We start from the raw sequence: 14,083 nt of genomic DNA on the forward strand, positions 1-14,083 counted from the left end.
ACGTTCTGATGCGAGAACGGGCCCCGGCTGGCCCGACCGCTTTCTTACCGGATCCAAGCCATGCCTGCTAGCACCCGTCCTTTCCATACCTTGCTGGTCGCCAACCGCGGCGAGATCGCGCTGCGCATCATGCGCACGGCACGCCGTCTCGGCCTGGGGGTGGTGGCCGTCTATTCCGAGGCCGACCGCCACGGCGCGCACGTGGCCTGCGCCGACCGCGCGGTGCGCATCGGCGGCGCCGCGCCGCGCGATTCCTACCTGAACATCGACGCCATCATCGCCGCGGCGCGCGCCAGCGGTGCCGACGCCATCCACCCCGGCTACGGCTTCCTGGCCGAGAACGCCGACTTTGCCGAGGCGGTCGCCGCCGCCGGCCTGGTCTTCGTCGGTCCCCCGGCGGCGGCGATCCGCGCCATGGGCAACAAGGCCCAGGCCAAGCGCCTGATGCAGGCCGCCGACATGCCCTGCGTGCCCGGCTACCAGGGCGAAGCGCAGGACGACGCCACCCTGCTGGCGGAGGGCGCCCGCATCGGTTTCCCGCTGATGGTCAAGGCGGCCGCCGGCGGTGGCGGCCGCGGCATGCGGCTGGTACAGGAGCGCGCCGGCCTGGCCGCCGCGCTGGCCAGCGCGCGCTCGGAGGCGGGCGCCGCCTTCGGCTCGGAGGAACTGATCCTGGAGCGCGCGGTGATCGCGCCGCGCCACGTGGAGATCCAGGTCTTCGCCGACAGCCAGGGCCACGTCATCCACCTGGGCGAGCGCGACTGCTCGGTGCAGCGCCGCCACCAGAAGGTGGTGGAAGAAGCGCCGTCGCCCGCGGTCGGGCCGGCCCTGCGCGCGCGCATGGGCGAAGCGGCGGTGCGCGCGGCGCGCGCCATCGGTTACGTCGGCGCCGGCACCATGGAGTTCCTGCTCGATGCGCAGGGCGAGTTCTACTTCATGGAGATGAACACGCGCCTGCAGGTGGAGCACGCGGTGACCGAAGCCATCACCGGCTTCGACCTGGTCGAGTGGCAGTTGCGCGTGGCGGCCGGCGAGCCGCTGCCGGTGTCGCAGGACGAGGTGGCGCTGCGCGGCCATGCCATCGAGGTCCGCCTGACCGCCGAGGACGTGCCGGCCGGCTTCCTGCCGCAGGGCGGGCCGGTGCTGCGCTGGCGCCCGCCTGCCGAGGGGCGCGAGGTGCGTGTCGACCACGCGCTCGAGGAGGGCGGCACCATCCCGACCCACTATGACTCGATGGTTGCCAAGCTGGTGGCCCATGGCAGCACGCGCGAGGAGGCGCGGCGCAAGCTGCTGCGCGCGGTCGAGGACTGCGTGCTGCTCGGCGTGCCCACCAACCAGGGCTTCCTGGCTGACTGCCTGGCGCATCCGGCCTTCGCCGCGAACGATGTCCATACCGGCTTCGTCGCCACGCACCTGCAGGCCGCGCTGCAGCCCGCCGAGCCGGCACCGGCGGTGGTGGCCTGTGCCGCGCTGGCCAGCGCCGGCCTGCTCGACGGGCGGGCCACGGCAGTGCTGGCGGCGGCGCCGGTGGCCATGACGCTGCGCCTGGGCGAGCGCGCCTGGCGCGTGACGCTGTATCCGGAGGGCGCGGGCTGGCAGGCGCAGGTGCAGCCTGCCGGCGACCACGAGACACGCGATGGTGCCGGCGCGCAGCGGCTGCCGCTGCGCGTGCTGCGTGCCGACCCGGCGCGCGGCGATGCGCTGGTCGAATGCGCCGGCGCGGCCTGGCCGCTGGTGAGCGCGCGCGACGGCCAGGTGCTGCACCTGGGCGCGGGCGGGCGCGCCTGGCGCTTCGAGCGCGAGGATGCGCGGCGCCGGCGCGGCGCCGGCGCGGCCGCGGGGGACGGGGCGCTGCTGGCGCCGTTGACGGCGCGCATCGTCGCCGTCCATGTGGAAGAGGGTGCCAGCGTGGCCGCGGGGCAGGCGCTGGTGGTGCTGGAGGCGATGAAGATGGAACATACCCTGGTGGCGCCGTTCGCCGGCGTGGTGGCGGAACTGCCGGCGCGGGCCGGCGGCCAGGCGCGCGCCGGGGCGCTGCTGGCGCGCGTGCAGGCAGCGCCGGCAGCGTCGGCCGGGCAGCCGGGCAGCGCCACGGTGGAGGGCCAGGCATGAGCACCGGTGTGAATCGCAGCGGCGCGGTCCGCATCGGCGGCGCCTCCGGCTTCTGGGGCGATTCCGCCATGGCGACGCCGCAGTTGCTGGCCGTGCCCGGCCTCGACTACCTCGTCTACGACTACCTGGCCGAGACCACCATGTCGATCCTGGCGCGCGCGCGCGCCAGGAACCCGGCGCTCGGCTATGCCACCGACTTCGTGCAGGCGGCGATGGCGCCGCACCTGCGCGAGATCCTGGCACGCGGCGTGCGCGTGGTGGCCAACGCCGGCGGTCTCAATCCGCACGCCTGCCGCGATGCGCTGATGGCGGTGGCGCGCGAACAGGGGCTGTCGCCGCGCATCGCGGTGGTGAGCGGCGACGATGTGCTGCCGCACTACGCGCCTTGGCGCGCGCAGGGCCTGCATTCCTTCGACGGCGGCACCCTGCCCGAGGCGCCCTGGTCGGCTAATGTCTACACCGGCGCGCAGGGCATCGCGCGTGCGCTCGAGATGGGCGCGCAGATCGTCATCGCCGGCCGCTGCGTCGACAGCGCCGTGGTGGTGGGTGCGCTGGTGCACGAATTCGGCTGGCGCTGGGACGACTGGGACCGCCTGGCCGCCGGCACGCTGGCCGGCCACCTGATCGAGTGCGGCGCGCAGGCTACCGGCGGCCTCTTCACCGACTGGGAGCGCGTGGCGGACTGGGACCGCATCGGCTACCCGGTGATCGACTGCGCGGCCGATGGCAGCGTGCTGCTGAGCAAGCCGGAGGGCACCGGCGGGCTGGTCGAGGCGGCCGCGGCGGCCGAGCAGGTGCTGTACGAAGTGGGCGATCCGGCGGACTACCGCATGCCGGACGTGACCTGCGATTTCCGCCTGGTCAAGGCCGAGCAGGACGGCCCCGGCCGGGTCCGCCTGAGCGGCGCGCGCGGCCGTGCGCCCGGCAGTGACTACAAGGGCAACGCGACCTGGCAGGATGGCTTCCAGCTCAACCTGATGATGGCCATCCGCGGCATCGACGCCCCGGCCAAGGCACGCCGCACCGCCGACGCGCTGCTGGCGCGCACGCGGCGCCTGCTGGCCGAGCAGGGCCTGCCCGACTACTCGGAGACGGTGGTGGAACTGCTGGGTTGCGAGTCGCAGTACGGCCCGCATGCGCGCGTGCTGCCGACACGCGAGGTGGTGCTGCGCGTCGCCGCGCGCCACCCGCTGGCACGCGGTCTGGCCTTCCTGCAACGCGAGGCGGCTTCCGCCGGCACCTCGATGGCGGCGGGGACACGCTCGTCGTTCTCGGGGCGCAGCGAGATCCAGCCGGTGGTCAAGGTGTCGTCCTTCCTGGTACCCAAGGCCACGGTGCCGATGGCGGTGGAGATGGAAGGCGCGCGCGTGGTGCTGGCCTGCGCGGCCCACTGCGGCGAAGCCGTCGCGGCGGTGCCGCTCGCGTCGGCGGAGGCACCGCCGCTGCCGCAGGAGCCGCGTGTGCCGCGCCCGCTGGTGGCGCTGGCCTATGCCCGCAGCGGCGACAAGGGCGACGACGAGAACATCGGCGTGATCGCGCGCGAGCCGCGTTACCTGCCGCTGTTGCGCGAGCAGCTGACGGCGGCGGCGGTGCAGGCCTATTTCGCCCACCTGCTCAGGGACGCAGGGGAGGGCGCGGTGCAACGCTTCGAGGTGCCCGGCCTGCATGCGCTCAACTTCCTGCTGCACGGCGCGCTCGGCGGCGGCGGCGTGGCCAGCCTGCGCTCCGACCCGCTCGGCAAGAGCTTCGCCCAGATGCTGCTCGATTTTCCCTTGTCGGTCCCGCAGAGCTGGGCATAGACCCGGCTGCGGACGGCAGGCCACCGCGCGCCGGTCGAGAGACGGGCGCGCCATCACACCCGGAGGAGACATCATGGCTTACCCCCAAGGCAGGCAAGGCCTGCAACGACCGCGCCTGCGCGCGCTGCTGGGCGCCGCCGCGCTGGCACTGGCGCTGCCGCTGCTGCCGGCCGCCGCCGCGGCGCAGGCGGCTTACCCGAGCAAGCCCATCCGCGTGGTCGTGCCGTACACGCCGGGCGGCGTCTCGGACACCGTCACGCGGCTGGTGATGCAGAAGCTGGCCGAACGGCTGGGCCAGCCGGTGGTGGTGGAGAACCGTCCCGGCGCCAACGGCATGATCGGTTCGGACAACGTCGCCAAGTCCTCGCCGGACGGCTATTCGTTGCTGGTGGTGGTGGCCGCGCACGCCATCAATCCGAGCCTCTACTCGCACATGAGCTACGACCCCGTCAAGGACCTGACCGGGGTCAGCGAGATCGGGCGCATCCCGATGCTGATGGTGTCCAGCGGCCAGTTGCCGCCGAACAGCGTGAAGGAGCTGGTGGCCTGGGGCAAGGCCAACCCGCAGCGCCTCACCTTCGCCTCGAGCGGCAACGGCTCGGGCGCGCACCTGACGGGAGAGCTGTTCGCCCGCGCGGCCGGCGTCAAGATGACCCACGTGCCCTACAAAGGCATCTCGCCGGCGCTCCCCGATCTGTTCTCCGGCCAGATCGCCGTGATCTTCGACTCGGTGCAGACCATGATGCCGCAGGTGCGCGCCGGCAAGGTCAAGGCCCTGGCCATCACCGGACCGGCGCGCTGGCCCACCGCGCCGGACGTGCCGACCATCGCCGAGGCCGGCTATCCCGCCGCGTCCGCCTCGAGCTGGATCGGCCTGCTGGCGCCGGCGAAGACCCCCAGGCCGGTGCTGGACAAGCTCTCGGCGGAAATGGCGGCCGTGCTGAAGCAAGCCGATGTCCATGCCCGCCTGGTCGACTACGGCATCGAGCCGGTCGGCGGCACGCCCGAACAGTTCCAGTCCTTCATCCGCGAGGAAGCGGCGCGCTGGGCCACGGTGGTGAAGCAGGCGGACATCCATCTCGATTGAGGTGGCGCGGGACGCGGTGGCGTCCTGGCGTGTCCGATCAGGCCGACGGCGCTATCGGGTGCGCTCGGGCTTCGCACCCCGTCGGTTTGCTCCCCTCTCCCGCGTGCGGGAGAGGGGCCGGGGGAGAGGGCCGGCGCCAGCCACGGCGATGCCTTCCCCGGCGTCATCGCTACAACACCCCCCGCTCGCGCAGCCCCGCCAGCTCGGCGTCGCCGAGTCCCAGTTCCGCGCGCAGCGCCGCCTCGGTATGCTCGCCCAGCATCGGCGGCGCGCGCATTTCCACCGGGGTGGCGGAGAAGCGCAGCGGGCTGCGCAGGGAGGGGGCATCCACGCCGCGGCCATGCGGCAGCTTCAGCAGCAGATCGCGATGGCGCACCTGCGGGTCGGCGAAGACAGCGTCGAGCGCATTGATCGGGCCGCACGGCACGAAGGCACGTTCCAGCGTGGACAGCAGTTCCGCCGCATGCCAGCCGGCCACGCAGGCGCCGATGCGATCGCGCAGCGCGGCACGGTTGGCCACGCGGCCGGTGTTCTCGCGGAAGCGCTCGTCCTCAAGCAGCTCGGCGCAGCCCAGCACCTTGCACAGCGCCGCGAACTGGCCGTTGTTGCCGGCCGCCACGATCAGGTGGCCGTCGAGGCAGGCGAATACTTCGGACGGTGCCGCCACCGGGTTGGTGTTGCCTGCGCGTCCCGGGACCTTGCCCGTCATCAGGTAGCCGAGGCCGAGATGGCCGTTGGCCGCCACCGAGGCATCGAGCATGGCGGCATCGATGTACTGGCCCTCGCCGGTGGCGAGGCGGTGGTAGAGCGCGCCCATCAGGGCCACGCTGGCGTTGAGGCCGGTCAGGATGTCGGTGATGGGGATCGATGTGCGCATCGGCTCGGCGCCGGCGCTGCCGTCGGGCTGGCCGCAGGTGCTCATCAGGCCCGCCATGCCTTGCAGGATGAAGTCGTAGGCCGGGCGCGCGGCGTAGGGGCCGTCGGGACCGAAGCCGGTCACCGAGCAATAGATGATGTCGGGCCGCAGCGCGCGGATCGAGTCGTAGTCGAGGCCGTATTTGCGCAGGCTGCCCGCCTTGTAGTTCTCGACCACCACGTCGCAGCGCGCGGCCAGCCGGCGCACCAGCTCGGCGCCCTCGGGCCGCGAGATGTCGACCGTGATCGACTGCTTGCCGCGATTGCAGCACAGGTAGAAGGCCGAGTCATTGCTGGTCCTGCCTTGCGCGTCGGTGAGAAAGGGCCCCATCTTGCGCGTGTCATCGCCGTCGCCCGGCTTCTCGATCTTGTAGACGGTGGCACCCATGTCGGCCAGGTTCTGCGTGGCCCAGGGGCCAGCGACCACGCGGGTCAGGTCGAGCACCTTGATGCCCTGGAGGATTGCGCTCATCGATGTCTTTCGTGGAAGTCGGTGTACGGCATCATTGAGCGCGGCACGCGTTCACGCAATTTCTCAGTGCCGAAGCGTGCGTAAGCCGCAGGCGAAGCATGCCGTGGCGAGGCGGCGTGCGCTTCGCAGGAGGATTGACGGCGGGTCGCCGGCACGCGCATCATGGCGCTCATGCATTCCGACGCGCTGCGCGCCATTTCCCCGATCACGACCACTACCACCACGACCGCGCCAGGCGGGTCGTGAGGACGGTATCGAGTCGGAACGCATACCGTTTCAAGGCCCCGCCAGCGATGGACGGGGCCTTTTCGTTTCTCCGTCCATGCCGGGACAACGCGGGGCATGCCCCCCACCCAGACGACATGAGCAGGAGAAACACATGCCAGAACCTTCCGCCCGCCGCGCGCTGCTGATCCTCGACATGCAGTGCGGCCTCTTCGATGGCCCCGAGCCGCCTTACGAAGGCGAGCGCGTGCTCGCCCGCATCAACCGGCTTGCCGCGCGTGCGCGTGCCGCCGGCGCGCCGGTCCTCGCCGCGCGCCATACCGGACCCGCAGGCTCGCCGATCGCGCCGGGCAGCCCGGCCTGGCAGCTGCTGCCGCGCCTCGACGTGGATGCGGCACACGACATCGTGTTCGACAAGACCCGGCCGAGCGGCTTCGTCGGCACCGGGCTGGAGGCGCGCCTCGCGCAGGCCGGCATCGGCGAGCTGGTGATCGTCGGCATGAAGACGCAGTACTGTGTCGACGCCAACTGCCGCGCCGCGGCCGATCTCGGCCTGCGGCCGGTGCTGGTGGCCGACGCGCATACCTGCATGGACACGCCGGACCTGCCCGCGGCGGCCATCATCGCGCACCACAACCGCACGCTCGGCAGCGCCTTCGCGCAGCTCGTCACTGCCGAGGCGTGCCGCTTCTAGTCTCTCATCGATCCATTCGAGGCTCAGGACACCGCCGAGGCCGGCAGGTCCGCGCTGCAGCTCGGGTGTTCGGCGTCGTGGTCGTGCGGATGCAGCGCGCCGGGCACCTTGCAGCTGTCGAGTCCGCCGGCGCTCAGCCAGGCGGCGGTGGCCTCGGCCGCGCGATCGATCAGTTCGCCGCAGCGGCTGTAGTCGTAGGGCGAGACATCGAGCGGGCACAGCGGCGGCACCACGCTGATGCGGGCCACGTCCGACCAGCGTTCGAGGTCGTGCACGAGCTGGCGCGCTACCAGCAGCGACAGGGCGTTGAAGGCGTGTTCGATGGCGCCGCGCGGTTCGCGCCGCTGCGCGCAGGCGAAGCCGGCCGGCAGCACCAGCACGCGGGTGGCGCCCAGCCGGACCGCGGTGGAAACCGGGGTGTTGTTGGCCACGCCGCCGTCGATCAGCGCGCGCCCGTCCACCCGCACGGGTGGGAACACGCCGGGGATGGCGGCGCTGGCCAGCACCGCATCGACCAGGCTGCCGGACGACAGCACGACTTCCTCGCCGCTGTGCATGTCGGTGGCCACCACATGCAGCGGCACCGCCGCGTTCTCGATGCGGGCGTTGCCGAAATGGAGTGCCAGCAGGCGCTGCAGCGCGGTGGACTCCACCAGGTGCCCGCGCCGTCCGCCGAACATGCCCAGCAGGTTGCGCCAGGACCATGGCATCACATCGTCGCGCCGCACGCCGCGCCAGAGCGCTTCCAGGCGCGACGTTCCCTCGGCGTGGGGATGGCAGGCGAAATAGGCGCAGTTGATGGCGCCGGCCGAGGCCCCGACGACGAAGTCGGGGATCAGGCCGGAGGCCACCAGCTCGCGCAGCATGCCGGCCTCGACGGCGCCGAGGCTGCCGCCGCCGGCGAAAACGAAGGCTGTCTTGTCCATGGCGTATTGCGATGCAGCAGATCGCAGTGGGAGAGGTCTGCGACTAGGGTATATCGTGCGCGCGCCGACGGCCAGTGTCCGGCACCCGGAGGCGCCGGCACCGCGATGGCACATAATGTGCATAGCCATGTGGAAAAATGGTACGCCCGCCAGCAGAGCGGCGCGAAGAGAGGAGACGATGAGCAGTTCTACCGACAATTTCTCGGCCACCATGCGCGATGGCCTGTCCAACCTCGCCCGCCGGCTGCGTTTCGCCATGAAGGAGGGGTCGATCTGGCTGGGCGAGCAGCGCATGATCCTGCTGCATACGGCGGCGCTGGGCGCCCTGCGCAAGGAATTGGTGGATACCCTCGGCATGGAGCGCGCGCGCGGCCTGTTCATGCGCATGGGCTTCCATTCCGGGCTGCGCGATGCCGAACTGGCCAAGACCATGCGCTCGGGCCACAGCGACTTCGGCATGCTCGAGATGGGGCCCTGCCTGCACACCATCGAGGGCGTGGTCAGGGTGACGCCGCTGACCGTGGACATCAATATCGCCGCCGGGGTCTACCACGGCGAATTCCTCTGGGAAGACTCCTTCGAGGGCGATGTGCACCGGCAGATGTTCGGCGTGGCGCAGGCGCCGGTGTGCTGGATGCAGATCGGCTACGCCACCGGCTATACCTCGGCGCTGATGGGCAAGACCATCCTCTACCGCGAGCTGGAATGCGTGGGCTGCGGCCAGCCCCACTGCCGCATCCTGGGCAAGCCGCTGGAGCAGTGGGAGGACGGCGAGGCCGAGCTGGCGCTGTACCAGCCCGACCCGGTCATCGACACCATCCTGGCCTTGCAGAGCGAAGTGGAGCAATTGCGTGCCCTGCAGCGCGCCAACGACCAGCCCGCCGACCTGGTGGGCGGCTCGCCGGGCTTCCGCGCCGCCTGGAACCTGCTGCAGCGCGCCGCCGGCAGCAGCGTGACGGTGCTGCTGCTGGGGGAGACCGGGGTCGGCAAGGAGCGCTTCGCGCAAGCCCTGCACGGCGTCAGCGCGCGAGCCGACAAGCCCTTCGTGGCGGTGAACTGCGCCGCCATCCCCGACGAACTGATCGAGTCCGAGCTGTTCGGCGTGGAGAAGGGCGCCTTCACCGGCGCCCACCAGTCGCGTGCCGGCCGCTTCGAGCGTGCTCACGGCGGCACCCTGTTCCTGGACGAACTGGGCGAGCTGTCCGCCTCGGCGCAGTCCAAGCTGCTGCGCGTGCTGCAGGAGGGTGAGGTAGAGCGCGTCGGCGGCAACGAGGCGCGCAAGGTCGACGTGCGCCTGGTCGCCGCCACCAATGTGGACCTGGCCGAGGCGGTCAGGCAGGGCACCTTCCGCAAGGACCTGTACTACCGGCTCAACGTCTACCCGGTCACGATTCCGCCGCTGCGCGAGCGGCTGGACGACATCCGGCTGCTGGCGGAGCGCTTCATCGCGCGCTACGGCGCGCGCCATGGCAAGAAGATCCTCGGCATCACCGATCGCGCGCTGGCCGAGCTGCGCCGCTACGACTGGCCGGGCAATGTGCGCGAACTGGAGAACGTGATCGAGCGCGGCGTGATCCTGGCGGCCAACGGCGGCCAGATCAGCGCCGAGCAATTGTTCCTGCCCGGCACCGAAGCGCCGGCCGGGGTCGACACCACGCCCAGGCTGGGCGAGCAGGGCGCGCTGCCCGGCCTGCGCGAAGCCGCGGTGCATGGCCTGCTGGACTATATGGCCGAGAACGGCCTGGCGCTGGGCGAGGTGGAAAGCGTGCTGATGGAGGCTGCCATGCAGCGCGCCGACGGCAACCTGAGCCAGGCGGCGCGGCTGCTCGGGCTGACGCGGCCCCAGCTGGCGTACCGATGGAAGACGCGCGGCACGCGCGGGTGAGGGGAGCCGGCCGGCGCGGCGCGAACCCCGACGCGCATGCCGAAGCCGGCGAGATGCGCCAACACCAATCGCCAAGCACACGGTCTTGGCTCCCTCTCCCCGCACGAAGAGGGTTGAGGAGAGGGGTGGTCTAGCGAGGCGTCGCATCGAGCGAAGCCCTCGGTGTGATCCAGAACGCGGGCACGGAAACGAAGCCGACGGTGCGATCCCGCCCGTCACGGCATAGCCAGTGCCTGCCCTCTCCCCGGCCCCGCTCCCGCAAGCGGGAGCGGGGAGACAGCCGCCACGGCGCAGCCCGTATCGCTCCGTCCGGAGCCAGCCGCCCCCCACGCATTCCTCCGATTTGATCATTTGATGCATCCCGCACGTCAGCGCTGCGCCGGGTCCGGCGCGGCGCGGCCTGGCGATGCTGCGCCGCGTTCCGCCGTGCGGCCCGGCAGCTGAGCGCCCGGGCCCTTTTGGCAGGGCTTCGTTGTTGCGATGCGCAAGTACGGCGGCGGCAGCGGCCGCTGCCCGCAAACGGCCGCCTGGCGCGGCTTTTGATCATTTGATCAAGTGCGCGGCGGAGCTTGATGAATTGATCGAGCGGTGGCGCAGCGATCTCTCCGGGTTTGTACGGAGATGGGCCGGGCCTGGCATCGCCATCTGTGCCGCAAACGCTGATCTGGCGTGCCTTTGCGCGGGCTGGCACGGTCTTCGCAATAGTCCGGGCAAGCACAACGCGATGCGGCACGGCAGCACGCGGATGCCACGCACCTGGAGACGCCATGATCAATCAATCGGTCCCGCTGTTCGAAGCCACGCCGCGCTACGTGCGCGTGGAAGGCCGCACGCCGGAGGGCTTCGTGCTGTTCGCCTTCAGCGTCGCCGATCCCGACCTGAACGTCGAACTCATCCTGCCGGAGCCGATGTTCGAAGCCTTCTGCAGCGCCAACCATGTGCGCTTCCTGCCGGCAGAGGCGGCCTCCGTCGATAGCGGCGAGGACGCCTAGCAGGCATCCACCGGGCACACACAACGGGCCGCCAGAGCCCCCACCGCCGGCGCACCCGCGCCGGCACCACGATACAAACCAGGAGACAACGCGATGCAAGTCGATATCAAGACGCAGCAGATCCAGCCGCTGCGCCAGACCTACGGCCACGTGGCGCGGCGCTTCGGCGACAAGCCGGCCTCGCGCTACCAGGAGGCGACCTACGACGTCCAGTCCGAGGTCAACTTCCACTACCGCCCGACCTGGGCGCCGCAGTTCGAGCTGTACGACAAGCGCCGCACCGCCATCGAGATGGCGGACTGGTATGCGCTGAAGGACCCGCGCCAGTACTACTACGGCGCCTACGTCGGTATGCGCGGGCGCCAGCAGGAAGCGGCCGAGAAGAACTTCGCCTTCGTCGAGAAGCGCGGGCTGCTGCAGGCGCTGCCGCTGGAATGGCGCGAGCGCCTGACCGATGGCCTGCTGCCGCTGCGCCACGTGGAATGGGCGGCGAACATGAACAACTTCTACTGCGCCGACTATGGCTGGGGCACGGCCATCACGCAGGCCTGCACCTACTGCGCGATGGACCGGCTGGGCATCGCCCAGTACCTGTCGCGCATCGGCCTGCTGCTGGACGGCAACACGGGTGCTGCGCTGGAGCGGGCGCGCGCGGCCTGGCTGGAGAGCGAGGCATGGCAGCCGCTGCGCCGCTTCGTCGAACACAGCTTCGTCATCGAGGACTGGTTCCAGACCTTCGTCACGCAGAACCTGGCGCTCGACGGGCTGCTCTATCCGCTCGTCTACCAGCATGCCGACGCGGCCATCGTGCGCGCCTGCGGCACCGGGCTGGCCGTGGTGACCGAGTTCATGAACGACTGGCGCGACGAGCACGTGCGCTGGGTCGACGCGGTGGTGCAGACGGCGGCCGCCGAGTCCGAGGCCAACCGCGCGCTGCTGTCGCGCTGGGCCGCCGAGGCACGCGCGCAGGCGGCCGAGGCGCTGCGGCCGGTGGCGGCCATCCTGCTGGGGGGCGAAGGAGAGCAGGCGATCGCCCTGTGCCTCGAACAATTCGACGCCCGGCTGGCCAAGCTCGGCGTGGCCGCCTGAGGAGAATGCCATGAGCGCCAACGTCTACATCGCCCTGCAGAACAACGACGACACCCGTCCCATCATCGAGGCCATCGCCGAGGCCAACCCGCTCGCCGTGGTGTCGCAGTTCCCCGCCATGGTCAAGATCGACGCCCCGGGGCGCCTGACCATCGTGCGCGAGCTGGTGGCCGACAAGCTCGGCCGCGACTGGGACCTGCAGGAGATCCACCTGAACCTGATCTCGCTGTCCGGCAACATCGACGAGACCGACGAAGCCTTCACGCTGCACTGGAGCGCCTGAGCACGGCTCGGCGCCCCGCACACAAGCAACGGCAACCGCACGCCATAGCAGAGCACACGGAGACATCATGGACGCACGCAAGAAGCTCAACCTGCGCGAGAAGTACGCGACGATGACGCGCGACCTCGGCTGGGAGACCACCTACGAGCCGATGGACAAGGTCTTTCCCTTCGACAAGTACGAAGGCATCAAGATCCACGACTGGGACAAGTGGGAGGATCCCTTCCGCATGACCATGGACGCGTACTGGAAGTACCAGTCGGAGAAGGAGCGCAAGCTGTACGCGATCATCGACTCCTTCGTGCAGAACAACGGCCACCTCAACGTCTCGGACGCGCGCTACCTGAATGCGCTGCGGCTGTTCCTGACCGGCGTGACGCCGCTGGAGTATGCCGCGCACCGCGGCTATGCCCATCTGGGGCGCCATTTCCGCGGCGCCGGCGCGCGCGTCGCGGCGCAGATGCAATCGATCGACGAGCTGCGCCACGCGCAGACCCAGCTGCACACGCTGTCGGTCTACAACAAGTACTTCCACGGCTTCGGCGAGTGGCGCCACATGCATGACCGCGTCTGGTACCTGTCGGTGCCCAAGTCCTACTTCGAGGACGCGATGAGCGCGGGGCCGTTCGAGTTCATCACCGCGATCTCGTTCTCCTTCGAGTACGTGCTGACCAACCTGCTGTTCATGCCCTTCATGTCGGGCGCCGCCTACAACGGCGACATGGCCACAGTGACCTTCGGCTTCTCCGCGCAGTCGGACGAGTCGCGCCACATGACGCTGGGCCTGGAGGTGGTCAAGTTCCTGTGCGAGCAGGACCCGGACAACATCCCGATCCTGCAGAAGTGGCTCGACAAATGGTTCTGGCGCGGCTTCCGCCTGCTGACGCTGGTCGGCATGATGATGGACTACATGCTGCCGCGCCGCGTGATGTCCTGGGCCGAGGCCTGGGAGATGTACTTCGAGCAGGCCGGCGGGGCGCTCTTCAAGGACCTGGAGCGCTACGGCCTGCGCCTGCCCAAGTACCACGACGTCGCCACCAAGACCAAGGACCGCATCACCCACGAGGCCTGGGGCACCTTCTACAACTATGCGGCCGCCGCCGGCTTCCACACCTGGATCCCGAAGCCCGACGAGATGGCATGGCTGGACGAGAAGTATCCGCAGACCTTCGCGCGCTACTACAAGCCGCGCCTGGACTACTGGCAGGAGCGCCAGCAGGCCGGCGAGCGCTTCTACAACGGCACGCTGCCGATGCTGTGCCAGACCTGCCAGATCCCGATGGTGTTCTCCGAGCCGGACGACCCCACGCAGACCTGCTATCGCGAGAGCAGCTACCACGGCATGAAGTTCCACTTCTGCTCGGACGGCTGCAAGGACATCTTCGACGGCGAGCCCGAGAAGTATGCCCAGGCCTGGCTGCCGGTGCACCAGATCTACCAGGGCAACTGCGGCGGTGCCTCGCTGGAGGACGTGCTCAAGTGGTACCGGCTCAACCTGGGCGCCGACAACCTCGACTTCGAAGGCTCGCAGGACCAGAAGAACTGGAATGCCTGGAAGGGCGTGCCGCACCCGGCTGCCTGAGCGCCGCGCCACCCCGGACCCC

At 70.5% G+C, this 14,083-nt stretch carries 11 protein-coding genes; 9 read left to right on the forward strand and 2 right to left on the reverse strand.

Annotation, left to right across the window (positions count from 1 at the left end):
* The first annotated feature begins 60 nt into the window (after positions 1–60).
* The 3 genes from BKK81_RS27010 (at position 61) to BKK81_RS27020 (ending at position 4,998) form a co-directional block, all read left to right on the forward strand.
* Positions 61–2,112 carry an acetyl/propionyl/methylcrotonyl-CoA carboxylase subunit alpha gene (locus tag BKK81_RS27010; RefSeq protein ID WP_071019228.1) on the forward strand — a complete coding sequence of 684 codons (2,052 nt, stop codon included), beginning with the start codon at positions 61–63 and terminating at the stop codon, positions 2,110–2,112.
* The gene (locus tag BKK81_RS27015; protein WP_071019230.1) at positions 2,109–3,911 is read left to right on the forward strand and encodes an acyclic terpene utilization AtuA family protein; all 1,803 of its coding nucleotides are present in this window, start codon (positions 2,109–2,111) and stop codon (positions 3,909–3,911) included. Before BKK81_RS27010 ends, BKK81_RS27015 begins: the two co-directional genes overlap by 4 nt.
* A gap of 73 nt (positions 3,912–3,984) precedes the next feature.
* Positions 3,985–4,998 carry a tripartite tricarboxylate transporter substrate binding protein gene (locus BKK81_RS27020; protein WP_071019233.1) on the forward strand — a complete coding sequence of 338 codons (1,014 nt, stop codon included), beginning with the start codon at positions 3,985–3,987 and terminating at the stop codon, positions 4,996–4,998.
* A gap of 169 nt (positions 4,999–5,167) precedes the next feature.
* Here the strand turns inward: BKK81_RS27020 and BKK81_RS27025 are convergent, their stop codons facing one another.
* Positions 5,168–6,385 carry a CaiB/BaiF CoA transferase family protein gene (locus BKK81_RS27025; protein ID WP_071019236.1) on the reverse strand — a complete coding sequence of 406 codons (1,218 nt, stop codon included), beginning with the start codon at positions 6,383–6,385 and terminating at the stop codon, positions 5,168–5,170.
* Between the two features lie 379 nt (positions 6,386–6,764).
* Between BKK81_RS27025 and BKK81_RS27030 the strand changes: the two genes are divergently transcribed.
* A complete protein-coding gene (locus BKK81_RS27030; protein WP_071019239.1) occupies positions 6,765–7,304 on the forward strand; it encodes an isochorismatase family protein in 540 nt (179 codons plus the stop codon).
* Between the two features lie 23 nt (positions 7,305–7,327).
* Here BKK81_RS27030 and BKK81_RS27035 read toward each other — a convergent pair whose 3' ends face one another.
* Positions 7,328–8,230 (reverse strand): patatin-like phospholipase family protein, encoded by a 903-nt coding sequence (locus tag BKK81_RS27035; RefSeq protein ID WP_071019242.1) that lies wholly within the window; start codon positions 8,228–8,230, stop codon positions 7,328–7,330.
* A gap of 178 nt (positions 8,231–8,408) precedes the next feature.
* Between BKK81_RS27035 and poxR the strand changes: the two genes are divergently transcribed.
* The 5 genes from poxR to BKK81_RS27060 all read left to right on the forward strand — a co-directional run bounded on the left by poxR (position 8,409) and on the right by BKK81_RS27060 (position 14,061).
* Complete coding sequence (gene poxR, locus BKK81_RS27040; RefSeq protein ID WP_071019244.1) at positions 8,409–10,115, forward strand: phenol degradation transcriptional regulator PoxR; 1,707 nt, start codon at positions 8,409–8,411, stop codon at positions 10,113–10,115.
* A 767-nt stretch (positions 10,116–10,882) separates the two neighbouring features.
* Positions 10,883–11,107, forward strand: a complete 225-nt coding sequence (locus tag BKK81_RS27045) for a phenol hydroxylase subunit (RefSeq protein ID WP_071019247.1) — start codon at positions 10,883–10,885, stop codon at positions 11,105–11,107.
* A 93-nt stretch (positions 11,108–11,200) separates the two neighbouring features.
* Positions 11,201–12,196, forward strand: coding sequence for an aromatic/alkene monooxygenase hydroxylase subunit beta (locus tag BKK81_RS27050; protein WP_071019249.1), 996 nt, complete (start codon positions 11,201–11,203; stop codon positions 12,194–12,196).
* A 10-nt stretch (positions 12,197–12,206) separates the two neighbouring features.
* On the forward strand, positions 12,207–12,479 hold the full coding sequence (locus BKK81_RS27055) for an MmoB/DmpM family protein (protein WP_071019255.1): 273 nt from the start codon (positions 12,207–12,209) through the stop codon (positions 12,477–12,479).
* Positions 12,480–12,546: 67 nt separating this feature from the next.
* Positions 12,547–14,061: an aromatic/alkene/methane monooxygenase hydroxylase/oxygenase subunit alpha gene (locus BKK81_RS27060; protein ID WP_071019257.1), complete on the forward strand. Its 1,515-nt coding sequence runs from the start codon at positions 12,547–12,549 to the stop codon at positions 14,059–14,061.
* The last annotated feature ends 22 nt before the right edge of the window (positions 14,062–14,083 follow it).

Source organism: Cupriavidus sp. USMAHM13 (genome assembly GCF_001854285.1).
GTDB classification, from domain to species: domain Bacteria; phylum Pseudomonadota; class Gammaproteobacteria; order Burkholderiales; family Burkholderiaceae; genus Cupriavidus; species Cupriavidus malaysiensis.

Bases quoted from the DNA above. Each gene is read 5' to 3' on its own strand.
- BKK81_RS27025 (WP_071019236.1), bottom strand. From the start codon at position 6,385: ATGAGCGCAATCCTCCAGGGCATCAAGGTGCTCGACCTGACCCGCGTG.
- BKK81_RS27015 (WP_071019230.1), top strand. From the start codon at position 2,109: ATGAGCACCGGTGTGAATCGCAGCGGCGCGGTCCGCATCGGCGGCGCC.
- BKK81_RS27030 (WP_071019239.1), top strand. From the start codon at position 6,765: ATGCCAGAACCTTCCGCCCGCCGCGCGCTGCTGATCCTCGACATGCAG.
- BKK81_RS27050 (WP_071019249.1), top strand. From the start codon at position 11,201: ATGCAAGTCGATATCAAGACGCAGCAGATCCAGCCGCTGCGCCAGACC.
- BKK81_RS27045 (WP_071019247.1), top strand. From the start codon at position 10,883: ATGATCAATCAATCGGTCCCGCTGTTCGAAGCCACGCCGCGCTACGTG.
- BKK81_RS27060 (WP_071019257.1), top strand. From the start codon at position 12,547: ATGGACGCACGCAAGAAGCTCAACCTGCGCGAGAAGTACGCGACGATG.
- BKK81_RS27055 (WP_071019255.1), top strand. From the start codon at position 12,207: ATGAGCGCCAACGTCTACATCGCCCTGCAGAACAACGACGACACCCGT.
- BKK81_RS27020 (WP_071019233.1), top strand. From the start codon at position 3,985: ATGGCTTACCCCCAAGGCAGGCAAGGCCTGCAACGACCGCGCCTGCGC.
- poxR (WP_071019244.1), top strand. From the start codon at position 8,409: ATGAGCAGTTCTACCGACAATTTCTCGGCCACCATGCGCGATGGCCTG.
- BKK81_RS27035 (WP_071019242.1), bottom strand. From the start codon at position 8,230: ATGGACAAGACAGCCTTCGTTTTCGCCGGCGGCGGCAGCCTCGGCGCC.
- BKK81_RS27010 (WP_071019228.1), top strand. From the start codon at position 61: ATGCCTGCTAGCACCCGTCCTTTCCATACCTTGCTGGTCGCCAACCGC.